The organism is Pseudoalteromonas sp. MEBiC 03607, from assembly GCF_004792295.1.
Taxonomy (GTDB): Bacteria; Pseudomonadota; Gammaproteobacteria; order Enterobacterales; family Alteromonadaceae; genus Pseudoalteromonas; species Pseudoalteromonas lipolytica_C.
Window position 1 is genome coordinate 779,386 of record NZ_SRRY01000001.1, and the last position, 22,984, is coordinate 802,369.

The 22,984-nt window shown below is 42.6% G+C and carries 22 protein-coding genes; 18 read left to right on the top strand and 4 right to left on the bottom strand.

All coding sequences use genetic code 11. The features are described from left to right. Window positions 1-55 precede the first annotated feature (55 nt). The 6 genes from E5N72_RS03545 to speD all read left to right on the top strand — a co-directional run bounded on the left by E5N72_RS03545 (window position 56) and on the right by speD (window position 5,800). Window positions 56-1,261 carry an aspartate aminotransferase family protein gene (locus E5N72_RS03545; protein ID WP_135923253.1) on the top strand — a complete coding sequence of 402 codons (1,206 nt, stop codon included), beginning with the start codon at window positions 56-58 and terminating at the stop codon, window positions 1,259-1,261. An 82-nt stretch (window positions 1,262-1,343) separates the two neighbouring features. Then, window positions 1,344-2,360, top strand: a complete 1,017-nt coding sequence (astA, locus tag E5N72_RS03550; RefSeq protein ID WP_135923254.1) for an arginine N-succinyltransferase — start codon at window positions 1,344-1,346, stop codon at window positions 2,358-2,360. Between the two features lie 18 nt (window positions 2,361-2,378). After that, window positions 2,379-3,848, top strand: a complete 1,470-nt coding sequence (gene astD, locus E5N72_RS03555) for a succinylglutamate-semialdehyde dehydrogenase (RefSeq protein WP_135923255.1) — start codon at window positions 2,379-2,381, stop codon at window positions 3,846-3,848. A gap of 128 nt (window positions 3,849-3,976) precedes the next feature. After that, complete coding sequence (locus E5N72_RS03560; RefSeq protein WP_135923256.1) at window positions 3,977-4,324, top strand: DUF3802 family protein; 348 nt, start codon at window positions 3,977-3,979, stop codon at window positions 4,322-4,324. 161 nt (window positions 4,325-4,485) lie between these two features. After that, entirely contained in the window at window positions 4,486-4,899 is a 414-nt protein-coding gene (locus E5N72_RS03565; protein WP_135923257.1) for an OsmC family protein, read from the top strand. 88 nt (window positions 4,900-4,987) lie between these two features. After that, window positions 4,988-5,800: an adenosylmethionine decarboxylase gene (gene speD, locus E5N72_RS03570; protein WP_063701590.1), complete on the top strand. Its 813-nt coding sequence runs from the start codon at window positions 4,988-4,990 to the stop codon at window positions 5,798-5,800. 98 nt (window positions 5,801-5,898) lie between these two features. Here the strand turns inward: speD and E5N72_RS03575 are convergent, their stop codons facing one another. Further along, entirely contained in the window at window positions 5,899-7,209 is a 1,311-nt protein-coding gene (locus E5N72_RS03575) for a M24 family metallopeptidase (protein ID WP_135926217.1), read from the bottom strand. 171 nt (window positions 7,210-7,380) lie between these two features. Between E5N72_RS03575 and E5N72_RS03580 the strand changes: the two genes are divergently transcribed. Continuing rightward, window positions 7,381-8,850, top strand: a complete 1,470-nt coding sequence (locus tag E5N72_RS03580; protein WP_135926218.1) for an NAD(P)H-hydrate dehydratase — start codon at window positions 7,381-7,383, stop codon at window positions 8,848-8,850. Between the two features lie 74 nt (window positions 8,851-8,924). On the opposite strand, the gene groL is transcribed toward E5N72_RS03580, so the two are convergent. The 3 genes from groL to E5N72_RS03595 form a co-directional block, all read right to left on the bottom strand. Continuing rightward, entirely contained in the window at window positions 8,925-10,571 is a 1,647-nt protein-coding gene (gene groL / locus E5N72_RS03585) for a chaperonin GroEL (RefSeq protein WP_135923258.1), read from the bottom strand. A gap of 51 nt (window positions 10,572-10,622) precedes the next feature. Next, on the bottom strand, window positions 10,623-10,910 hold the full coding sequence (locus E5N72_RS03590; protein WP_036973362.1) for a co-chaperone GroES: 288 nt from the start codon (window positions 10,908-10,910) through the stop codon (window positions 10,623-10,625). Between the two features lie 143 nt (window positions 10,911-11,053). Beyond that, complete coding sequence (locus E5N72_RS03595) at window positions 11,054-11,530, bottom strand: FxsA family protein (protein ID WP_135923259.1); 477 nt, start codon at window positions 11,528-11,530, stop codon at window positions 11,054-11,056. Between the two features lie 161 nt (window positions 11,531-11,691). Here E5N72_RS03595 and cutA point away from each other — a divergent pair, with 161 nt between their 5' ends. The 11 genes from cutA (at window position 11,692) to hflX (ending at window position 22,927) form a co-directional block, all read left to right on the top strand. Then, on the top strand, window positions 11,692-12,012 hold the full coding sequence (gene cutA / locus E5N72_RS03600) for a divalent-cation tolerance protein CutA (protein ID WP_135923260.1): 321 nt from the start codon (window positions 11,692-11,694) through the stop codon (window positions 12,010-12,012). Further along, a complete protein-coding gene (locus E5N72_RS03605; RefSeq protein ID WP_135923261.1) occupies window positions 12,012-13,841 on the top strand; it encodes a protein-disulfide reductase DsbD in 1,830 nt (609 codons plus the stop codon). The genes cutA and E5N72_RS03605 overlap by 1 nt, the downstream gene beginning before the upstream one ends. Window positions 13,842-14,189: 348 nt before the next feature. After that, window positions 14,190-14,642, top strand: a complete 453-nt coding sequence (gene aroQ / locus E5N72_RS03610) for a type II 3-dehydroquinate dehydratase (protein ID WP_135923262.1) — start codon at window positions 14,190-14,192, stop codon at window positions 14,640-14,642. A gap of 30 nt (window positions 14,643-14,672) precedes the next feature. Further along, window positions 14,673-15,137, top strand: a complete 465-nt coding sequence (gene accB, locus E5N72_RS03615; protein ID WP_135923263.1) for an acetyl-CoA carboxylase biotin carboxyl carrier protein — start codon at window positions 14,673-14,675, stop codon at window positions 15,135-15,137. A gap of 23 nt (window positions 15,138-15,160) precedes the next feature. Next, entirely contained in the window at window positions 15,161-16,501 is a 1,341-nt protein-coding gene (accC, locus tag E5N72_RS03620) for an acetyl-CoA carboxylase biotin carboxylase subunit (RefSeq protein WP_135923264.1), read from the top strand. A gap of 141 nt (window positions 16,502-16,642) precedes the next feature. Then, a complete protein-coding gene (gene tsaE / locus E5N72_RS03625) occupies window positions 16,643-17,110 on the top strand; it encodes a tRNA (adenosine(37)-N6)-threonylcarbamoyltransferase complex ATPase subunit type 1 TsaE (protein WP_135923265.1) in 468 nt (155 codons plus the stop codon). Window positions 17,111-17,182: 72 nt separating this feature from the next. Then, window positions 17,183-18,490 carry an N-acetylmuramoyl-L-alanine amidase gene (locus tag E5N72_RS03630; RefSeq protein ID WP_240704537.1) on the top strand — a complete coding sequence of 436 codons (1,308 nt, stop codon included), beginning with the start codon at window positions 17,183-17,185 and terminating at the stop codon, window positions 18,488-18,490. A 23-nt stretch (window positions 18,491-18,513) separates the two neighbouring features. Beyond that, window positions 18,514-20,343 carry a DNA mismatch repair endonuclease MutL gene (gene mutL / locus E5N72_RS03635; RefSeq protein WP_135923267.1) on the top strand — a complete coding sequence of 610 codons (1,830 nt, stop codon included), beginning with the start codon at window positions 18,514-18,516 and terminating at the stop codon, window positions 20,341-20,343. A 15-nt stretch (window positions 20,344-20,358) separates the two neighbouring features. Further along, window positions 20,359-21,276 (top strand): tRNA (adenosine(37)-N6)-dimethylallyltransferase MiaA, encoded by a 918-nt coding sequence (gene miaA / locus E5N72_RS03640; RefSeq protein ID WP_135923268.1) that lies wholly within the window; start codon window positions 20,359-20,361, stop codon window positions 21,274-21,276. 80 nt (window positions 21,277-21,356) lie between these two features. Then, the gene (gene hfq / locus E5N72_RS03645; protein ID WP_130050381.1) at window positions 21,357-21,620 is read left to right on the top strand and encodes an RNA chaperone Hfq; all 264 of its coding nucleotides are present in this window, start codon (window positions 21,357-21,359) and stop codon (window positions 21,618-21,620) included. 17 nt (window positions 21,621-21,637) lie between these two features. Then, the gene (hflX, locus tag E5N72_RS03650) at window positions 21,638-22,927 is read left to right on the top strand and encodes a ribosome rescue GTPase HflX (RefSeq protein ID WP_135923269.1); all 1,290 of its coding nucleotides are present in this window, start codon (window positions 21,638-21,640) and stop codon (window positions 22,925-22,927) included. Window positions 22,928-22,984: the final 57 nt, after the last annotated feature.

Below are 22,984 nucleotides of genomic sequence, written 5' to 3' on the forward strand. Positions count from 1 at the left end.
TTAGCTTTAAGATGCCACCTTACTCTTCGTGTGCTTACAATTAAGAGGATATAAAATGACAGTCAATCGTGAATTATTTGATCAAGTAATGGTTCCTAACTATGCACCATCAAGTGTTATTCCTGTTCGAGGCGAAGGCTCTCGTGTATGGGACCAAGAAGGTCGCGAATTTATCGATTTTGCTGGTGGTATCGCAGTTAACTGTCTAGGTCACTGCCATCCAGCTCTTGTAAGTGCATTAAAAGAGCAAGGCGAGAAAATTTGGCACTTATCAAATGTAATGACTAATGAGCCTGCACTTCGTCTAGCTAAAAAGCTAACTGATGCAACATTTGCAGAGAAAGTATATTTTGCTAACTCAGGCGCAGAAGCAAATGAAGCGGCACTAAAATTAGCGCGTCGTTTTGCTCTAGATAACTATGGCGAGCAAAAGTCGCAAATTATCTCATTCAATAAAGGTTTCCACGGTCGTACATTCTTCACTGTAACGGTAGGTGGCCAAGCTGCATACTCTGATGGTTTTGGTCCTAAACCTGGCGATATCGTGCACTGTGACTATAACGACTTAGCAGCATTCGAAGCGCTTATCTCTGATAATACGTGTGCGGTAATGATGGAGCCTCTGCAAGGTGAAGGCGGCATCATTTCACCAACCAAAGAATTTGTAGAAGGTGTACGTGAGCTGTGTACTAAACACAATGCACTTTTAATTTTTGATGAAGTACAAACAGGTGTTGGTCGTACTGGTGAGTTATATGCTTATCAAGGTCTAAACGTAACTCCAGATATCTTAACTACAGCCAAAGCGTTAGGTGGTGGTTTCCCAATCGGTGCGATGATCACCACAACTGATATTGCTAAGCACTTAAAAGTAGGTACTCATGGTTCTACTTACGGTGGTAACCCACTTGCATGTGCAGTAGCAGAAGCGGCATTCGATACAGTAAATACACCAGAAGTATTAAATGGTGTTAAAGAAAAGTCGGCATTATTCCGTGAGTTACTAACGGCGATTAACGAAAAGCACAATGTATTCACTGAAATCCGTGGTGAAGGCCTATTAATTGGTGCTGTAGTAACAGAGCAATTTAAAGGTCGTGCAAAAGAGTTCTTAGTTGCAGCAACAGAAGAAGGCGTGATGTCTTTAGTTGCAGGTGTTGATGTTGTTCGTTTCACTCCGTCACTTGTAATTCCAGAAGCTGATATCCGCGAAGGTATGGCTCGTTTTGAAAAAGCGGTTGCTAAAGTCGCTAATAGTTAATTTCTTAACTGCCAACTCAGGGCAAGCATAGCTTGCCCACATTTCTTAATTTACCGTTATTTATAAGGGAGCAAGCGGACTTATGATGATCCTTCGCCCAATTCAGCAAAGTGATTACGCTTCATTAGTAAAGATTGCCGTAGAGTCAGGACATGGCTTCACATCTTTGCCTAATAATGAACAATTGCTACAAAAGAAAATAGATCATTCTGTCAGCTCATTTGCAAAAGCTGCCCAACAACCAGGTGATGAAGGTTACTTGTTTGTTCTTGAGGATAGCGAGACTGGTGAAGTTGTTGGTACTTCTGGTATCGAAGCAGCTGTTGGTTTAGATGATGCTTTTTATCACTACCACTTAAGTAAAGTGATTCACTCTTCACGGACCCTTGATGTATACAAAGCTGTTGATATTCTTACCTTGTGTAATGATTACACAGGGGCAACAGAGCTATGCACGTTATTCCTAAAAGATGGCTACCGTAAAAATAATAATGGTAAATTACTCTCAAAAGCGCGTTTTATGTTTATAAACCAGCATAGAGAACGCTTTGCAGAAACTGTGATTGCTGAGATGCGTGGTGTATCAGACGAAAACGGTGAAAGCCCATTCTGGCAATGGTTAGAAGAGCACTTTTTTTCAATGGACTTTCCTACTGCCGACTACCTCACCGGAATTGGTCAAAAGGTGTTCATTGCTGAGTTAATGCCTAAGTACCCAATTTACGTCAACTTATTGAGCAAAGATGCGCAAGCTGTAATCGGTCAAGTGCACGCTAACACGCGTCCTGCTATTGAACTTTTAAAGAGCGAAGGTTTCACCTTTAACGGTTACGTAGATATCTTTGACGCAGGCCCAACGGTTGAAGCAAAGATCGAAAATATAGCTACAATTCGTAATGCCAAAACATTCAAAGTTGAAATTGGTGAAAGCCAAGGCGACACCACGGTATTGTTAGCAAACGATAAAATTGCTGATTTTAGAGCAACCGTGACTCAAGTTAGCCTATCATGCGATGCCGATAGCATCACAATCTCAAGTGAATTAGCAAAAGCACTTCACCTAGAAGCGGGTGATTCAGTATCACTAGCAGAACTATAGAATTCAGGAGACATATTAATGACTCATGCAGCGCAATTTATTAATGGTCAATGGCAAGCAGGCCTTGGTCATACTTTTCAGTCTGTTAACCCTGCAAACAACGACGTAATTTGGCAAGCAAACAGTGCAACAGCTGAGCAAGTAGACAGTGCCGTGTCTGCTGCACGTGAAGCATTTTACAGCTGGGCTGACAAATCATTTGCTGAGCGTTTAGCGATTGTAAAAACATTTGCTGAAACGCTAAAAGAGCACAGTGAAGAACTCGCTGTTGCGATTGCACAAGAAACCGGTAAACCACTTTGGGAAACGCGCACTGAAGCAGGTGCTATGGTGGGTAAAATTGCTATCTCTGAAAAAGCATTTTTAGAGCGTACTGGTGATGTTGAAAACCCAATGCCGCAAGGCCGTGCGATGATCCGTCACAAACCTCATGGTGTTGTCGCAGTATTTGGGCCATACAACTTCCCTGGCCACTTACCAAATGGTCATATTGTGCCTGCATTATTAGCAGGTAATACCGTGGTATTTAAACCGTCTGAGCTAACGCCAGCAGTTGCTGAGTTAACGTTAAAGTTATGGCAAAAAGCGGGTCTCCCTGCAGGTGTAATCAACCTTGTGCAAGGTGAAGTAGAAACGGGTAAAGCGCTTGCGTCTCATAAAGGTATTGATGGCTTATTCTTTACGGGCTCTTCTCGTACTGGTCATATTTTACATGAGCAGTTTGCCGGTCAGCCGGGTAAAATCCTAGCGTTAGAGATGGGGGGGAATAACCCGCTTATCGTCACTGATGTTGCTGATACTAAAGCGGCTATCCACGATATTATCCAATCAGCGTTTATCTCAACCGGTCAACGCTGTACCTGTGCGCGTAAACTGTTTTTACCAAAAGGCGAGCAGGGTGATGCTATCTTAGCCGGTCTTATTAAAGCGACTAAAGCGATTAAAGTAGGTGACTACGACGCAGAAGATCAGCCTTTCATGGGTTCAATGATTTCTGCGGCAGCAGCAGCTGGAATGGTTGCAGCGCAAAAGCAACTTGTTGAGCTTGGTGCTGAAGTGTTAGTTGAACTTACTCACAAAGAAAATACCGGCTTTGTAACACCGGGTATTTTAGAGTGTACCGATGTGGCTAACTTCCCAGATGAAGAGCACTTTGGACCACTGCTTAAAGTGTTCCGCTTTACTGACTTTGATGCCGCTATTGATAAAGCGAATGACACAAGCTTTGGCTTATCAGCCGGTTTATTAAGTGACAGCGCAGCAGATTACGATCACTTCTTACGTCGTATTCGTGCAGGTATCGTAAACTGGAACCGTCCAATCACAGGTGCATCAAGTGCAGCACCATTTGGTGGTATTGGTGCATCGGGTAACCACAGAGCAAGTGCTTACTATGCAGCTGATTATTGTGCATACCCTGTTGCTTCGGTAGAGCTTGAAAAAGTAGCGATGCCAGCGACATTGAGCCCAGGCTTAAAAATCGATTAATAACCGTAAATTATTATAAAAAGCAGCTTAGGCTGCTTTTTTTGTATGAGATGTCTAGCAAAGGTAGCAATTAAAAGCGCTTTCTGCTTAAATCTAAAGAGATAGTTTTTTATTAGGTGTGCAGTCGTATGGTTTTAGATAGGCAAGGGTACGATGATCTTGTCATGTATCTCACTCAAAATTTAGCGCTTTTTGAGAAGCCAGGTCAAATTAAACCAGGAGCTCCAACTGTGTTAGAGCTGATTGAAGACGTGATAGCAGAAAACGTCATGTTACTTTGCGAACAACACACTGAGCTTAATACTGAGCAACGCAGCCAAATTGTCCGCGAAGTAGATGGCATTGTGTATGACTTACAAGAAGTGTTAAGTAGCGTTACAAATCACACTGTAACCGTTGAGCAGCATGCTTTTATTGATGAGTTTGCTGGACTGGTAAAAAACTTATTTGATAACGCCGTGGCTGAAAGTGCTTAACGGCCAGTGTTAGCGCTCTTTTTAAGTTCGCAATCAGCGTGCTTGCGCTTGCAGCTGCAAATCCTCAATTAACTGCTTTACTCCTTGGTCTACCGCTTATCTCTTGCATCTGAGTGTGACTTGCTTACAATCAAGCAAAACAACTTGAAGAGACAAAATAAATGCAAGCGAATGTAAAATGGGTAGAGGGTGATACCTTCATTGGCCTTTCAAACTCAGGCCACAATGTCGTTTTTGATGCTGGAAGCGATAGCGCAGCACCAAGCCCAATGGAAATGGTATTAATGTCGGCAGGTTGCTGCTCATCGGTTGATGTAGTAAGCATTCTAAAAAAAGCAAAGCAATCATTCTCAGATGTGCAAGTGAAGCTAACAGCTGAACGTGCTGAGTCTGCACCTCGCGTGTTTACCAAGATTAACCTACACTTTGTGGTTACCGGTGATAATGTCTCTGAAAAACACCTTGCGAGAGCTGTGCAATTGTCTGCAGAAAAGTATTGCTCTGTAGCCTTAATGCTTGATAAATCAGTAGAAATCACGCATAGCCATGAAGTTGTGCAAGAACAGGTAAAATAACGCTTTTTCCGAGCGGGAAATTCGTATAAAATCCGCGAACTTTTATTTCTGCTGGTGCAGGTTTCACTCGTTTAAAGGTTGGTTTAGCATGAATAAACCCTTCGATAAAATTAAGCTTCATGGCTTTAATAACTTAACTAAGAGCTTAAGCTTTAGTATTTACGATATTTGTTACGCAAAGACTGAACAACAGCGTAAAGAATATATTGAATATATCGACGAACAGTATAGTGCTGATCGCCTTACCGATATTTTAGGTGAAGTTGTGGATATTATTGGTGCAAACATCTTGAATGTTTCTCGCCAAGATTACGATCCGCAAGGTGCCAGTGTGACAATTCTGATCTCAGAAGAGCCAATTGAGCAGCAAACTACCTATGACGTTGATGAAGCGCCGGGTCCTTTGCCTGAAACTGTTGTTGCGCACTTAGACAAGAGCCACATCTGTGTTCACACATACCCAGAAGCACATCCTGATGATGGTATTTGTACGTTCCGTGCTGATATTGAAGTATCAACGTGTGGCATCATCTCGCCATTAAAAGCGTTAAACTTCTTAATTCACAGCCTTGAGTCTGATGTTGTAACAATTGACTACCGCGTACGTGGTTTTACGCGTGATGTGGATGGTGTTAAGCACTATATCGACCACGCAATTAACTCAATTCAGAACTACATGACTGAAGATACAAAAGAAGCGTACCAAATGATGGACGTGAACGTGTATCAAGAGAACTTGTTCCACACCAAGATGATGCTAAAAGAAACTGACTTGAATACTTATTTATTCGGTGTTTCTACAGCAGATCTTTCAGAAGACGAAGAAGAAGAAATTCGTTCTAAGTTAACTCGTGAGATGCAAGAAATCTTCTACGGTCGTAACTTACCAGACACAGAGTAAGTAGCCACAAGCTTAAAAAAAACGGCGTGTAATGTATGTTACACGCCGTTTTTTATTTCAGGCTTAGTGTTGTGGCAGTCGTAACTGCGAACCCTCAGTTACTTAATAAGTAGCAACTCTGTTTGTCTGCCATCAAGATACCAAACTCCAGAGCTATCAAAAAAAGCATCTTCTTCGAGCATAATACGGATCTCTTTGTTCCAAGGCTCTATAAATACAGCATTATTTAACTCAATCGAATACGCCGTATTTAAGTGAAGCGGGTAGTCACCATCGCCAGCAACACCTTGTTGTGAATCCCACATGCCCAATGTTGTACCTGCTGCGTGGCCATGATAACCAATTGGGTGCGTGTAGATTGTTGGCTTTAATCCTTTAGCAATTGCCTCGGCGCGTGATTCTTTCAGTACTTCGTTACCGGTTTTACCGATTGCAAAATGTGAAGTAAAAATATCTTGCAATTGATTACCGCGTTTTAATGCGTTTATTAAATACTCGGGTGCTTGTGTTTCATTTTCTTTTAACACATAAGCATGTTGTTGAGTGTCAGTATTTAAACGCAAATAGGTAATACCAAAATCAACATGCAGCAGATCGCCTGCTTGAATAATTTGCTCATCACCTTCACTAAAACTGGTCTCATGGTCAAAAGTTGTTTTATCGGCACGTTGTATACTGACGCTTGGGTGAAACCATGTTTGCAGTTTTAATTCCCTTACCCGCTCTCTAAACCACCAAGTTAAATCTGTGGTTGTAGTTTTACCGACAGTGATGACTTTACTTGAAAAACCCTCAGCAATAATTTGATGCGCAATGGCGACCGCTTTTTTATACATTGCTATTTCTTCAGGTATGCGTTGTTCGAGCCAAGCTACCGCGAGGGGCTCTGCAGAAATCAGTTTATTAAGGTATTTATTTGGGAGAGCACTTTTAAGTGCATTAAAATCGCTAACAACGAGTCCATCTGCGTGAGCCCAGATTTTTGATGTGTTAAGTGCGATATTTTTGGGTTGATATTGCTCAATCAGTTCAACTAAGGCTAACCATTGATCCGGCTGCTGTTGTTTGTCCCATGCTTTTTTAAATACAGTGCCTATGCTGTAGGGCGCAATTGCGAGTGCGTCAACTTCGCCTTGTTTATTGAGTGCAAAAACAAGTATGGTTGTTCGCCTTGCAGAAAGCCAAGTTGCCGGTAGAAAGGTTTTTAAAATAGGATCTTCATTGTATTCGCGGCTAATCATAAGCCACATATCAATATTATGTTGCTTCATAAGCGTGGGTAAAAGCGTTTTAACCCTAAGCTCTGTGACTTTATCTATAAAAGCAGCGCGCTCCTTCATTGGTAGAACCGATAATTCATTCGCCTTAATGGGCAATGCCCACAAGCTACATAGTATTAGCGCTAGCATAATGTTTGTTTTATTTAGCACGTTGTTGTTTCCTTTATTATTTTTATAAACTGCTTAAAAACATAGCAACACTCTATACAATAAACGAGTAATTTAAGGTGAATTACAGGTTTCTATGCGTAAACTCGCTTGCTAAAGTAAAGGTGTAGATTGGGAATAAAGTTAAGGATAATAATGAATCAGCAGGTATTTTTAGCAAAACAGGTTCGTGAAAATGAAGGCCCAGCAGCTAAACGGTGTGGTGTAACACTTTATGAGCTAATGGAACGGGCCGGACAAGCGACTTATCAGCATCTACTTAACTACTTTCCTGATGCTAAAAAGTTTGTTGTATTAACTGGCGTTGGTAATAACGCTGGTGATGGCTATGTTGTGGCACGCTTAGCTAAACATGCTGGGATGCAGGTGACGGTTATAGCAGCAAAACCTGAGCAACCCCTTAAAGGGGATGCGCTCACCGCTCAGCAAGCTTGGTTAGAATTAGGTGGGACAATTACTGCAGATCTAAGCCCCATTAAAACAGCTGACATCATCATTGATGGCTTGCTCGGCACGGGTATTCAAAGCGAGGTGCGAGAGCCATTCGCACAATTAATTAAAGCAGCCAACGAAAGCCAAGTGCCAGTTGTTGCTATTGACCTCCCCTCAGGCATTAATGCAGACACAGGTGTAGTACAGGGAGTTGCAATAAAAGCAGCGCTCACCGTCACCTTTGTGGGAATTAAACAAGGTTTAGTAACTGGGCAAGGACGAGCACATACAGGAGAGCTTGAGTTTGCAGACTTAGCTATTCAAGATGCCTTTTTACAATTGACGACACCTACTGCAGAGCTAATCAATTATAAGGCCCTGTCAAGGCTTCCCAAGCGCGATAACAACAGCCATAAAACCAGTCATGGTAAATTGCTGTGCATTGGTGGTAATGCTGGCACCGCAGGCGCAATTCGTTTAACTGCTGAAGCCGCTCTTCGCACAGGTGCGGGCATGGTTAAAGTGTATACCCATAGCAGTTCTATTCTGCCAGTGAGCATTGGGCGGCCTGAGATTATGGTTACCGATACACATTTAATTAGTGCGCTTGAATGGGCGAGTTGCATTGCTATTGGTCCTGGGCTTGGACAGGACGCGTGGTCCGAAACAACCTTTGAAACGGTCATGCAGTATTGCTTTACTAATAATAAGCCATTGGTTATTGATGCTGATGCACTTAATTTAATAGCTCAGCATGCTTCTTCATTTCCATTAGCCAATACGGTTATAACACCGCATCCCGGTGAGGCTGCAAGACTGCTTAATTGTCACGCCAACGATATTGAAGAAAATCGCTTTCATGCGGTAAAGCAGCTTGCACGCAGCTATACCACTACTTGTGTACTCAAAGGTGCTGGCAGTTTAATTGCAGACAAGAATCAAACATGGGTGTGTACAGATGGAAATCCTGCACTTGCCGTTGGCGGCAGTGGTGATGTTTTAACAGGTATCATCGCGGCACTTATCGCACAGGGGCTAACTACCCAGCAAGCAGCCTGCCTAGGGGTCTGCTTACATGCGAAAGCGGGTGATATCGCCGCTGAGCGCGATGGTGAGCGTGGTATGTTGCCAAGTGACTTGTTCGCGATAGTGAGGGAGTTGGTTAACTGAGTGGTCAGTTTCTAATAGCTAAAAGAAAACCCAGCCGAAGCTGGGTTTTTTAAGCAAGATTTTTGGGGGGATGATTACATCATGCCGCCCATACCACCCATGCCGCCCATGCCGCCCATATCAGGAGCACCAGCGTCATCTTTAGGGATTTCAGCAACCATTGCTTCAGTTGTGATCATAAGACCCGCGATTGAAGCTGCGTACTGTAGTGCAGAACGCGTTACTTTAGTTGGGTCTAAGATACCCATTTCGATCATGTCGTTGTACTCGCCAGATGCTGCGTTGTAACCGTAGTTACCTTCACCACCTTTTACAGAGTTAACAACAACTGATGCTTCGTCACCTGCGTTCGTTACGATTTGACGAAGTGGTGCTTCCATCGCGCGTAGTGCAACTTTAATACCGTGGCTTTGGTCTTCGTTGTCGCCAACTAGCTCAGCAAGTTTGCTTGCTACGCGAACTAGTGCAACACCACCACCCGGTACAACACCTTCTTCAACCGCTGCGCGAGTTGCGTGTAGAGCATCTTCTACGCGGTCTTTCTTCTCTTTCATTTCGATTTCAGTTGCTGCGCCAACTTTGATTACTGCAACACCGCCAGCTAGTTTAGCCATGCGCTCTTGTAGTTTCTCTTTATCGTAGTCAGACGTTGCTTCTTCAATTTGTGCTTTGATTTGTGCAACACGGCCGTTGATACCGTCTTCTTCACCTGCACCATCGATGATTGTTGTATCATCTTTAGTGATCACAACGCGTTTCGCTGTACCTAGGTCTTCGATTGTTGCTTTTTCTAGCTCTAAACCGATTTCTTCAGAAATTACTGTACCACCAGTTAATACTGCGATGTCTTGTAGCATTGCTTTACGACGGTCGCCAAAACCTGGCGCTTTAACTGCAGAAACTTTTACGATGCCGCGCATGTTATTTACAACAAGTGTTGCAAGTGCTTCACCTTCAAGATCTTCAGCAATAATTAGTAGTGGCTTGCTAGCTTTAGCAACTGCTTCTAATGTAGGTAGTAGCTCACGAATGTTAGATACTTTTTTGTCTACAAGTAGAATGTAAGGGTTGTCTAGCTCTACAGCGCCTTTTTCAGCGTTGTTGATGAAGTAAGGAGACAGGTAACCGCGGTCAAACTGCATACCTTCAACTACGTCTAGTTCGTTTTCTAACGACTGACCTTCTTCAACAGTGATAACGCCTGAATCACGGCCAACTTTTTCCATTGCTTCTGCAATGATGTCACCGATTTCTTTATCAGAGTTAGCAGAAATAGTACCTACTTGAGCAATCGCTTTAGTGTCTGCACATGGTACAGAAAGCGCTTTAAGCTCTTCAACCGCAGCAGTAACTGCTTTATCGATACCACGTTTAAGGTCCATTGGGTTCATACCCGCAGCAACTGCTTTTAAGCCTTCGTTTACGATAGCTTGCGCTAATACAGTTGCTGTTGTTGTACCGTCACCTGCAGCGTCATTCGCTTTAGACGCTACTTCTTTAACCATTTGTGCGCCCATGTTTTCGAACTTGTCTTCAAGCTCGATTTCTTTAGCTACAGACACACCATCTTTAGTGATTACAGGAGCACCGAAAGATTTGTCTAATACAACGTTACGGCCTTTAGGACCTAAAGTTACTCTTACTGCGTTTGCTAAAATATTTACGCCAGTTAGCATTTTGCTACGTGCGTCACCTGCAAAAAGTACTTCTTTTGCTGCCATGATTTAATTCCTCTTAAATTCTGTAAACGGGTTGCTAAACGAAAAGTAGGATTAGCCTACAATGCCTAGAATGTTATCTTCACGCATGATCAGGTACTCTTGACCTTCGATCTTTTCAGCTTTTTCAACATAAGAGCCGAACAGCACAGTGTCACCGGCTTTAACTTCTAATGCTCTTACTTCACCGTTGTCTAAAACACGGCCATTACCAACAGCGATAACTTCTCCGCGAGTTGATTTTTCAGCTGCAGAGCCAGTTAATACAATACCGCCAGCAGACTTAGTTTCTTCTTCTAGACGCTTAACGATGACGCGATCATGTAAAGGACGAATGTTCATTTATTTAGTTCTCCTAACAGTTTCTGAACAGTACAGAAAAAATCTTGTGTTATTGCAGGGGAGTGCTAAGCCACCCGTTGCGTTTCATTGCCTTCATTAATGGGGGTGGCTTAAAAAAATCCAAGTACAAAAATTAAAAAATTTTAATCTTTTCGCTCAAATTCACCATCAATAGTTGTCGGTTGATGAGTTGGCTCTTCGTGTTGGGGTGCTTTACTGTGGTATTGAAAGTGTGCAGAGCCTTGATTCGCTTGCGAACTCATGCGCACAGTTGCATGGCTGGCAAGGCTTGCAGCTAATTTATTACGTATTGCTGGGGTAAGTAATAAAAAGCCAAAAAAGTCTGTCATTATGCCAGGAGTCATTAATAACACTCCGGCAATAATCACACACAAGCCAGTAAATAATTCTTTCGCAGGCATTTGCCCTTGCGCCATTTGTAGTTGCACATTTTGGATTGCTCCCATGCCTTGCTGCTTCACTAATTTGGCACCAACAATGGCCGTGACGATAACTAGCGCTATGGTGGCAAACCCGCCAATGACTTCACTCACTTGAATAAGTAAGGCAATCTCCACAATCGGCACTAAAATAAATAACAAAAACAAAAATCTAAACATAACGCTCTCTAAAAATGTCACTCTCTTTGGAGTCAATGAAATATAAGTTGGGGTGATCGGGTCTTTTTTCAAGCTGGAGCCATGGATCACCTAGCTCGCTACACATTATTGCTGCTATCAGCTACTATGGTGCGACTCACGTGATCAAAAAAAGGTTCCTTATGAATACGCATTATCGACTGATTTTTACTACTTGTGCGAATGAAGCTGAGGCTCGTCAGCTGGCTCAACACCTAGTGAAAGAAAAGCTAGCTGCCTGTGTTAATATTCTGCCTACTATCGAATCTATCTATATGTGGGAAGGCGAGTTAACGCAAGCGACAGAGAGTAAATTACTGATCAAAACTAAATCAGAAAAAATGAATGAGGTGATCCAAACTATCAAGAAATTGCATAGTTATGAGGTCCCTGAGATTCAGGTCGTTGATGTAGCAACAGGCAATTTAGCCTATTTTAATTGGATGGATGAGGTACTTAATTAATGCGATCGTTCCTTTTATTACTTTGCGCACTGTGGTTATTGCCTGCAAGCGCAAGTAATAGCAATTTACTTGGTAATTTACTGCAGCAACCGGCAGAACACACCTTTCTCCCTGTTGATAAAGCCTTTGTTTTTGATTTTGATCAGCAAGGTAAAACCTTATTCATTGGTTGGGATATAGCGCCCGATTATTATCTTTATAAAAAGAAAGTCGAAATTATTGCCAAGGGAGCTGATATAGAGGTGCCTGAGCTTGGTAAAGGCGTCATTATTGAAGATGAGTTTTTTGGTAAGACCGAAGTATTTTTTGATTCATTAAGTGTGATAACAAAAGTAAGCAACATCACAGATGGGGCAGTTGTTAAAGTTCGTTTTCAAGGCTGTGCCGAAGCGGGGTTATGTTATCCGCCAGAAGTGAGAACCATTCCTTTATCTGTGATTGCTGGTGAGCAAGTATCGCAAACTGCAGATGCTGGCAATGCATTGGCTGCATTAACACAAGCCGCAGAGGTAAATGACGCATCATCAGCGCCTTCTCAAGAAGTATCAAAACCAGTTGGTGAGCAGTCATATACCGATAAACTAGCGTCACAAGGTTTACTAACGAACCTAGTTATCTTCTTTTTAGTCGGTGTTGGTCTGGCTTTTACACCATGCGTATTCCCAATGTTTCCGATTTTGTCGAGCCTTATTGCAGGTCAGCAGAATTTATCGACTAAAAAAGCGTTTTCGCTGTCGTTTGTTTATGTGCAAGGGATGGCAGTTACCTATGCAGCACTGGGCTTAGTGGTTGCATCTTTAGGTGGGCAAGTACAAGGGTATTTGCAGCATCCTACAGTACTAATCAGCTTTAGTATCTTATTTGTATTGCTAGCAATGTCGATGTTTGGCTGGTACGAAATTAAACTGCCAAGCGGCATGATGAATAAACTCACTCAGGTTAGCAACCAGCAAAAAGGCGGCAACTATGTTGGCGTATTTATGATGGGTGTACTGTCTGGCTTAATTGCTTCACCTTGTACTACTGCACCACTGTCAGCTGCATTGCTTTATGTTGCACAAAGTGGTGATTATTTAGTGGGAGGTTTAACTTTGTATGTACTGAGCTTAGGCATGGGACTGCCTTTATTATTGCTAGGTACATCAGGTGGTAAACTGCTTCCTAAAGCCGGTGGTTGGATGGAACAAGTGAAAACGTTATTCGGTTTCATCATGCTAGTTGTGCCGCTAATTCTGCTAGAGCGCATTGTTGATATCGAGATCATTTGGTTAATGGCTGGTTTATTAGCACTTGCTACAGCCTTGTACTTACATCATTGGCAAAGTGGTCAATCGCAAGGTAAGTTAAAAACAGCATTATGGTTTGCTGCAACCTTACTGGTTGTGACTGGGGCGAGTTTAACGAAAAATTATTTTTGGCCTACTAAAGCGGCGGTTGCACAAGCTGAAGTGCAAACACATGGTTTTAGACAAGTTGCTAATTTAAGTGAATTGAAAGAAGAGATTGCAAAGGCAAGTAGCGAAGGGCGCTTAGTAATGGTCGACTTATACGCTGACTGGTGCGTCGCGTGTAAAGAGTTTGAACACTACACGTTTCCTGATGCTAAAGTACAAGAACAATTTGCGCACTTTGAGTTAATCCAAATCGATTTAACCGAAAGTGATGCAAAAACCATTGAGCTAATGGAAGAATACACAGTATTCGGGTTACCCAGCATTTTGTTCTTTGACAGCCAAGGTAATGAGCTTTTAGAGCAACGTGTAACAGGCTTTTTAAATGCCAAAGACTTTGCAGAACATCTGTCAAAAGTGCGAAATACTGCTAAATAAACGCAAACGTGCTAGAAAATAGCAAAACGCCACTCATCTGAGTGGCGTTTTTGTTTCTCACTAAGAAAAAGTACTCAAACTAAAAGTAAATGAGTGATTTTTGTTGTAAAAGTTCAATTAAACAGCAAGAGAATACAGTGATTAACCCTGTTGTGTGCCTTGCTATGCCTACATTTGCTTTGTGCTATGAGTGATTAGACCAGTATTTTGCTGCTATTTACGTCGAAATATCTATAATAGGTGGTTAACGTGAGAAATAGTTGCTATTTTACATCGATACGCTTAGGTTAAGCGTGGGTTTATGATGAATATGGTTAAACTGCTTACTTAAAGGATATATCGCGTATTATGGCTGCAAAATTCAAACTTTTAGTTCTTAATGGGCCAAATTTAAACATGCTTGGCAAGCGTGAACCAGAAAAGTACGGCACCCAATCTCTTGATGAGATTATCGCTGAACTTAGTCAGGTTGCTGCGGGTCACAATGTTGATTTAACGCATTTTCAAAGTAACAGTGAAGCTGCATTAATAGAGCGAATTCACGATGCATGGCAAGTGGTTGATGCAATTATTATTAACCCTGCCGCATTTACGCATACAAGCGTTGCCTTACGGGATGCATTACTCAGTGTAAACATTCCCTTTTACGAGGTGCATTTAAGTAATGTGCACGCACGGGAGGCATTTCGTCATCATTCGTATTTTTCGGATGTGGCACAAGGCATTATCGTAGGATTAGGAGCAATGGGTTATAAAGTAGCACTTGAAGCTGCGGTTAGCCGGTTGCAAAACACACATTAATTTTAAATAAAACTTACAGGCGGGTCGTTCATGGATATTCGCAAGATCAAAAAACTTATCGAACTAGTAGAAGAATCTGGTATTGCTGAATTAGAAATCACTGAAGGTGAAGAATCAGTACGCATTAATCGTAACAACATGAGTGCAGCGCCTGCAATGCAGTATGCTCCTCAACAGTACGCAGCGCCTGCACCAGCGCCAGCAGCTCCTGCTCCTGCAGCAGAAGCGCCAGCGGCAGACGCAGCACCAGCAGCACCAACAGGTCATCAAGTTAAATCGCCTATGGTTGGTTCTTTCTACTCAGCAGCTTCTCCTGAAGCAGCACCTTATGTAGAAGTAGGTTCTAAAGTAAATGTTGGCGATACGTTATGTATCGTTGAAGCAATGAAGATGATGAACCAAATCGAATCTGATAAAGCAGGCACAGTAAAAGCTATCTTAGTTGAAAATGGCGAGCCAGTAGAATTCGATCAACCTTTATTCATCATTGAATAACAGCGCAACAAAAGGCCAACTCTATGTTAGATAAAGTAGTCATTGCAAACCGAGGTGAAATTGCACTTCGCGTACTGCGCGCCTGCAAAGAGCTTGGGATCAAAACTGTTGCTGTGCATTCAACGGCAGACCGTGATCTTAAGCACGTGTTACTGGCAGACGAAACAATTTGTATTGGTAAACCGGCAGCAAGTGAAAGTTACCTAGATATTCCGCGCATTATTGCAGCGGCAGAAGTAACAGACGCAGTTGCTATTCACCCAGGTTATGGTTTCCTTTCTGAAAATGCAGACTTTGCTGATCAAGTTGAGCAAAGTGGCTTTGTATTTATCGGCCCTAGAGGCGACACTATTCGTTTAATGGGTGATAAAGTTTCTGCAATCGAAGCGATGCGTAAAGCCGGTGTACCTTGTGTACCAGGTTCTGATGGCCCATTAACGGCAGACAGCGAGCGTAATATTCAAATCGCTAAGCGTATTGGTTACCCTGTAATCATTAAAGCAGCAGGCGGCGGCGGTGGTCGTGGTATGCGTGTTGTTCGCAGCGAAAAAGAACTAATCGATTCAATCGCTCTTACTCAGCAAGAAGCAAAGCAATTCTTCGGTAATGGCATGGTTTACATGGAAAAATTCCTTGAAAACCCTCGTCACATCGAAGTTCAAGTACTTGCTGATGGTCAAGGCAATGCAGTTCACTTAGGTGAGCGTGATTGTTCAATGCAACGTCGTCACCAAAAAGTTGTTGAAGAGGCTCCAGCGCCAGGTATCACAGCTGAGATGCGTAAGTTCATCGGTGACCGTTGTACTCGTGCATGTATCGAAATTGGTTATCGCGGTGCAGGTACGTTCGAATTCTTATATGAAAACGGCGAGTTCTATTTCATCGAAATGAATACCCGTATTCAGGTTGAGCACCCAGTAACAGAAATGGTCACTGGCGTTGACTTAATCAAAGAGCAGTTAAAAATTGCAGCTGGCCAACCATTATCATTCACTCAAGAAGATGTGGTTATTCGTGGTCACGCAATTGAGTGTCGTATTAATGCGGAAGACCCAGAAACATTTATTCCATCACCAGGTAAAATCACGCGATTCCACCCTGCTGGCGGTTTAGGTATTCGTTGGGACAGCCACATCTATGCAGATTACACAGTACCACCTCATTACGATTCAATGATTGGTAAGCTGATCTGTTACGGTGAAAACCGTGATGTAGCAATTGCTCGTTCACGCAATGCGTTAAACGAATTAGTGATTGATGGCATCAAGACCAATACGCCACTGCACAAGAAAATCTTGGCAGATGAGAACTTCCAAAACGGTGGTACAAACATCCACTACCTTGAGAAGAAACTCGGTCTGTAAAAAAATTCTGTTTAAGCTAAAAAGCCGGCAACTTTGCCGGCTTTTTTATGTCAAATTAGGCATAAGAGCGGCTCTCGCCTTATAAAAATTATCTGGTATGATTAACAAAGTAATGTGTTTTTAGTTTTTCATGAGGTAACAATGACCGACAGTGTTGGTTTTCCACTGGCTGATGAAGCTGCAACGGTAAATATGGGCAATCAACTTGCAGCGTTGATGGAACAAGGGGCTGTCATTTATTTGCACGGTGATTTAGGTGCCGGTAAAACCACATTAACCCGTGGTATCGTGCAGGGTTTTGGTCATCAAGGAAAGGTTAAGAGTCCGACATATACACTGGTTGAGCCTTATCAACTAACTAAAGCTGATGTTTATCACTTTGATTTATATCGTTTAGGTGATCCTGAAGAGCTTGAATATATGGGCATTCGTGATTATTTTTCGCCACAGGCTATTTGTGTTGTTGAATGGCCTGAGAAGGGAGGTGAATTTATCCCAACTCCCGACCTTGATATTACTTTGCGTTATGACGGTGAGGCACGTGCTATTGTTATTAATAGCTTAACTAAGCGCGGTCAATCTATTGTCGAACAATTGAAGAGCGTGTAAGAATAAACATATAAAAATAAAGGTGTACTAGTAAAAATGGGTCGTTGTACGTTTAAACTATTAACTATTTTAATGTTTTTGGTTGTGAGCCAGGTTGCGCTTGCACAAAATACTATTAATAGCGTACGCGTTTGGCCCTCACCAGATAGCACCCGTGTGGTATTTGATCTAGATGAAAAGCCTGATTACAGCTATTTCATGCTGAAAAACCCAGCGCGTTTAGTCATTGATCTAAAAGATACAGATAAGCTCGATAACTTGCCTGCTATTCCGCAAAAGCATCAAATAGTTTCAAAACTTCGTTACTCAAAGCCTAAAGATAGCAAAAGTGTGCGTTTTGTTTTTGAACTAGCACGCGCCAGTAAACCTGTGGTGTTTGCCTTATTACCTACCGAACCATACAAGCACCGTTTAGTCGTTGATCTCATCGACAAAACACCGAAAGCTGAGCCTATTGCTGCAACGAATACCAGCGTTAAAAAGCGTGAGCTACAGCAAGAGCGCGATATCGTGATTGCCATTGATGCAGGTCACGGTGGTGAAGACCCAGGCTCAATTGGTCCATCGGGTACTTATGAAAAAGATATTACGCTACAAATAGCCAAGCGCTTAGAGCGAATGATCGATGCCGAAAAAGGCATGATTTCGCGCATGGTGCGCCGTAGTGACTACTTTGTAAATCTAAACACGCGAACCAGCATTGCCCGTGAGAAAAAAGCCGATTTCTTTGTCTCGATTCATGCCGATGCGTTTACTAGCCCGCAGCCAAATGGTGCTTCTGTGTGGGTGCTCTCACTGCGCCGAGCTAACTCAGAAATAGGTAAGTGGATTGAAGATAAAGAAAAGCACTCCGAGCTTTTGGGTGGTGCCGCTGGGGTATTAAAAGATACCGCGAGCGAAAAATATTTAGCACAAGCACTGCTTGATATGTCGATGGATCATTCGATGAAAACAGGCTTTAGTGTTGCACAAGAAGTAGTTAGCGAATTAAGAAAAGTAGCTAAAATGCATAAGAAGCAACCACAAGCGGCGAGCCTTGCGGTATTAAAATCACCGGATATTCCGTCTATTTTGGTCGAGACAGGGTTTATTTCGAATCCGCGTGAAGAGCGAATGCTAAAAACGGCGCAGCATCAGGAGCGCTTAGCGAAAGCAATTTTCACCTCAATTAAAAATTACTACATGCAAAATCCCCCAGATGACTCGTTATTTGCGAAATTAAAAGCGCAATTTCCAACAAAGCACAGAGTACGTCCGGGTGAGTCGTTAAGTATTTTGGCAAGCAGATACAACACCTCTGTTAGTAAGCTAAAAACGGTCAATAACTTAAAATCGAATACCTTGTTTATAGGTCAAGAGCTTGATATTCCGCAAAGCTAGTCAATTTTCGTGTTAGGAACACTATGAGTATAGAAATACTACCCGCGCGATTGGCTAACCAAATTGCTGCGGGTGAAGTGGTTGAACGCCCTGCATCGGTTGTAAAAGAGCTGGTCGAAAACAGTTTAGATGCTGGCGCAACGCGCATTCAAATAGATATTGAACGGGGTGGTCATAAGCTCATTCGCATTCGCGATAATGGCTCTGGTATTAATAAAGATGAGCTAACCCTTGCGCTTTCACGCCATGCCACGAGTAAACTAAAATCACTCGATGATCTTGAGAACATTTGCTCGCTGGGTTTTCGTGGTGAAGCACTGGCGTCTATTAGCTCTGTATCACGGTTAACATTAAGTTCAAAGCCAAAACACCAAGAGGCCGCATGGCAAGCCTTTGCTGAAGGTCGTGACATGGCTGTGCAAGTAAAACCAACCGCACATCCTGATGGTACTACTATCGAGGTTAAAGACTTGTTCTTTAACACGCCAGCACGCCGTAAATTTCTTCGCACCGAGAAAACCGAGTTTTCACATATTGATGAACTTATAAAGCGCATTGCGCTGAGTCGTTTTGATGTGTCTATTACGCTTACTCATAACGGTAAAGTGGTGCGTCAATACCGTGCTAAACCAAACCCTGAGCAAGCAATAACGCGTGTCGCTCAAGTTGCTGGCAAAGCCTTTAGTGAACAAGGGCTGCATATTCAATCTGGTGAAGCTGGTTTGATGCTGCGTGGTTGGGTATTACCGGTGGGCTCAGCGAATAGCACGCAATATACCTATGTTAATAATCGCATGATGCGCGATAAACTCATTTTGCATGCGATCCGCCAAGCGTTTGAAGAAGTCGCAGGTTCAGAAGAGCTACCAGGCTTTGTAATTTATATTGATATTGACCCTCGTCAGGTCGATGTAAACGTGCACCCGGCTAAGCATGAAGTGCGTTTTCATCAAGGTCGTTTAGTGCATGACTTTATTTTGCAGGCAATTAAACAAGTTGTTGTGCCGCTTCAGCAAGAGGCTGGTTTTGTTCAGGAGCCGACCTTTGACCGCACTCCGTTTGCCGAGGCTAATTCACAAAGCTCGCAGCCACACTTTAATCAGGCTATGGCAACTGAGCAATATGATTACCCTAAATCTGAATTACAGCCAACACGCTCACCGAGTTATTCAGGAGCCACAGGGCGCTCAGGCGGAGGTTTTAGCAACAGCCAAGGACGCAGTAAAACATCGCATCAAGATGTGAATGCTTTTTATCAAGGGATCAGTGAGCAACATGCCGCGCATTTTGATCAAGTACGCCCAGAGCCAAGCATTGCTGCCCCCGTTACTGAGCAGACAAAGCTTGCCAAACTCATTCACGTACGTGAAGGTGAGTGTGTGTTTAGTGAAGATAATCAATTGTTTGCTGCTCACTTTAAACATGCCTTAGCACTCGACTGGCAAGCCCAAGTAGAGCAAGCGGGTAGTCTTGACGGCAAAGCCTTATTATTACCTGTAAGAGTCAATGCAAGTGCTGACGATATGAGCGTTTTAAATGCTCAGCAGTCGTGGTTTACCTTACTAGGCTTTGATTTAATTCTTGAAAAACAGTTTGTGATGGTAAAAAAATTACCACCCTGTCTTTATTTACTCGATGTGAGTAATGCTATTGAACGGCTGATCAACGGCTGTAAAGCATCAGCTAATTCGCTTGATGAATGGCTAAATTGGCTGGTTCAGCAAATACCCACACGTTATTACGCAAGTCAGGCCTTTATGGAGCAAGTGGCTCGGTTAGAAAATAATCCACAAACTATGCAACGTTTACGCGAAAAAGCGGTTAAAATAGAACTATCTCAGTTTTTAAATTAAGCAAGGTATTTAGGCTTGAATAACTTACCGGTCATTTTTTTAATGGGACCAACCGCTGCGGGGAAAACCGATTTAGCAATTTCATTGTGTGAGCATTTAAACACTGAAATAATCAGTGTTGATTCAGCATTGGTCTATAAAGATATGGATATAGGCACAGCAAAACCAAACGCTGAAGAGCTTGCTCGTGCGCCACATCATTTGATTGATATTATTGACCCTGCAGAAAGTTATTCAGTGGCGGATTTTCGCCGTGATGCGATTGAAAAGATTGATCTATTTCATAAGCAAGGTAAAGTACCTGTCCTAGTAGGCGGTACAATGATGTACTTTAAGTCGCTTATTGATGGCCTATCGCCGCTACCAGAAGCATCACCGGAAGTTCGCGGTGAGCTGGAAAAAGAAGCAAAACAATTTGGTTGGCCTCATTTGCATAAAGAGCTGATGAATATCGACCCAGATGCTGCGAATAAAATGAGTGAAAATGATTCACAACGAATTAATCGCGCATTAGAAGTGTATCGTATTACAGGTAAAACAATGACTGAGCTGCAAAAACAAAAGCAGCCTGAGCTACCTTATACTTTTCATCAATTTGCCATTGCGCCTGATGATCGCAGTGAATTACATAAGCGGATTGAGAAAAGGTTTAAAATAATGCTCGAACAGGGGTTTGAAAATGAAGTTTCGTCCCTATATAGACGTAAGGATTTACACCCAGATCTACCTTCAATACGTTGTGTAGGTTATAGACAAATGTGGGATTACATTGCAGGCGAAATTGACTATGATGAAATGGTTTTTCGCGGTATTGCAGCCACACGACAGTTAGCCAAGCGGCAGTTAACTTGGTTAAGAGGTTGGCCTGAAGTAACTTGGTTAACCACGGGTGATGAAGAAAACTTGCAACGTGTAGTAAGTTCGCTAAGCTAGTAGTAGTTAGAACTTTTTTAGCTTTGTTAAATTAGTTCAGCTACTTAATTATAATAACACCTAGAACGAAGGAAAATAACATGGCAAAAGGCCAGTCGTTACAAGACCCATTTTTAAATGCGTTACGTCGTGAGCGCATTCCAGTATCAATCTTTTTGGTTAATGGCATTAAGTTGCAGGGTAAAATCCAGTCATTTGACCAATTTGTTATTTTACTTGAAAACACCGTAAATCAAATGGTGTATAAACACGCTATTTCAACTGTTGTTCCAGCGCGTTCTGTTAACTTCCAAGGTGTTCAAGGAAGTGATGATTCAGAAGAGCAAGAACCTGGAAATTTTTAAACTTAGGAGCGTAATGCTTGTTTGACCGTTATGAAGCCGGCGAACAGGCAGTTTTAGTTCATATCGACTTACCTAAAGAGGGAGATCGTGAAGATCTTCACGAATTAGAGTTGTTGGTATCTTCTGCTGGTGTTAGTAGTTTGGCGATTGTGCAAGGCAGTCGTCAAGCACCTCATCCGAAGCTTTTCGTCGGTACCGGAAAAGCAGAAGAAATCGCTGAAACTGTCAAAATCCACAATGCAGATGTCATTATTTTCAACCATCAACTTAGCCCGTCACAGGAACGCAATTTAGAGCGCGTTTGTCAGTGCCGTGTACTTGATCGTACGAGTTTGATCCTTGATATTTTTGCACAGCGAGCGCGTACTCACGAAGGTAAACTTCAAGTTGAGTTAGCTCAGCTAAGGCATATTTCTACCCGCTTGATCAGAGGTTGGACCCACCTTGAAAGACAAAAAGGCGGGATAGGTTTACGTGGTCCGGGTGAAACCCAGCTCGAAACCGATAGACGATTACTGCGCGCAAGAATTAAAAATATTCGTGCCCGTTTAGATAAAGTGGCTGTTCAACGTGAGCAAGGGCGTCGTGCGCGAACGCGTAACGAAATCCCTACAGTATCGTTAGTGGGTTATACCAATGCGGGTAAATCAACATTATTTAACCGTATTACTGATTCTGATGTGTATGCAGCTGATCAGTTATTTGCAACGCTAGATCCAACTCTACGTAAGTTGGATATTGGCGATATCGGCCCCGTAATTTTAGCCGATACAGTTGGTTTTATTCGTCATCTACCTCATGATTTAGTAGCGGCGTTTAAAGCAACCTTAACTGAAACCCGCGAAGCTGATTTACAGTTACATGTTATCGACGTCGCAGACCCACGACGTAAAGAAAATATTGAGCAAGTACAGTCTGTTTTAAAAGAGATTGAAGCAGATGAGGTGCCGCAGTTACTAGTTTATAACAAAATAGATGCGCTAGATGACGTTGCGCCGCGTATAGATAGAAACGACGAAGGTCAGCCGATTCGAGTTTGGTTGTCTGCGCGTACAGGTGTAGGTTGCGAACTACTATCAGAGGCAATTAATGAGTTACTTGCCAAGAAGATGTTTGCTGATGAGCTAAAATTACCCCCTCAGCATGGTCGTATTCGAGCTGCACTATTTAATTTAAACGCGGTTCATCAAGAGAGTTTTGATGAACAAGGTAACTGGCTGTTGTCAGTACGATTACCTATGGCAGAGTGGAACCGCTTGAAAAAAGAAATGGGACAAGAGCTCGATTCTTTTATTGCAGCTGACTAAAAGTTACCAGCATTTGTCTTTTTTAGTATGAGAAATGCTGTAGATTTGATAGATTTA

Coding starts and splice junctions, on each gene's coding strand:
- E5N72_RS03545 (WP_135923253.1), top strand. CDS start 56: ATGACAGTCAATCGTGAATTATTTGATCAAGTAATGGTTCCTAACTAT.
- astA (WP_135923254.1), top strand. CDS start 1,344: ATGATGATCCTTCGCCCAATTCAGCAAAGTGATTACGCTTCATTAGTA.
- astD (WP_135923255.1), top strand. CDS start 2,379: ATGACTCATGCAGCGCAATTTATTAATGGTCAATGGCAAGCAGGCCTT.
- E5N72_RS03560 (WP_135923256.1), top strand. CDS start 3,977: ATGGTTTTAGATAGGCAAGGGTACGATGATCTTGTCATGTATCTCACT.
- E5N72_RS03565 (WP_135923257.1), top strand. CDS start 4,486: ATGCAAGCGAATGTAAAATGGGTAGAGGGTGATACCTTCATTGGCCTT.
- speD (WP_063701590.1), top strand. CDS start 4,988: ATGAATAAACCCTTCGATAAAATTAAGCTTCATGGCTTTAATAACTTA.
- E5N72_RS03575 (WP_135926217.1), bottom strand. CDS start 7,209: ATGCTAGCGCTAATACTATGTAGCTTGTGGGCATTGCCCATTAAGGCG.
- groL (WP_135923258.1), bottom strand. CDS start 10,571: ATGGCAGCAAAAGAAGTACTTTTTGCAGGTGACGCACGTAGCAAAATG.
- E5N72_RS03590 (WP_036973362.1), bottom strand. CDS start 10,910: ATGAACATTCGTCCTTTACATGATCGCGTCATCGTTAAGCGTCTAGAA.
- E5N72_RS03595 (WP_135923259.1), bottom strand. CDS start 11,530: ATGTTTAGATTTTTGTTTTTGTTATTTATTTTAGTGCCGATTGTGGAG.
- cutA (WP_135923260.1), top strand. CDS start 11,692: ATGAATACGCATTATCGACTGATTTTTACTACTTGTGCGAATGAAGCT.
- E5N72_RS03605 (WP_135923261.1), top strand. CDS start 12,012: ATGCGATCGTTCCTTTTATTACTTTGCGCACTGTGGTTATTGCCTGCA.
- aroQ (WP_135923262.1), top strand. CDS start 14,190: ATGGCTGCAAAATTCAAACTTTTAGTTCTTAATGGGCCAAATTTAAAC.
- accB (WP_135923263.1), top strand. CDS start 14,673: ATGGATATTCGCAAGATCAAAAAACTTATCGAACTAGTAGAAGAATCT.
- accC (WP_135923264.1), top strand. CDS start 15,161: ATGTTAGATAAAGTAGTCATTGCAAACCGAGGTGAAATTGCACTTCGC.
- tsaE (WP_135923265.1), top strand. CDS start 16,643: ATGACCGACAGTGTTGGTTTTCCACTGGCTGATGAAGCTGCAACGGTA.
- E5N72_RS03630 (WP_240704537.1), top strand. CDS start 17,183: ATGTTTTTGGTTGTGAGCCAGGTTGCGCTTGCACAAAATACTATTAAT.
- mutL (WP_135923267.1), top strand. CDS start 18,514: ATGAGTATAGAAATACTACCCGCGCGATTGGCTAACCAAATTGCTGCG.
- hfq (WP_130050381.1), top strand. CDS start 21,357: ATGGCAAAAGGCCAGTCGTTACAAGACCCATTTTTAAATGCGTTACGT.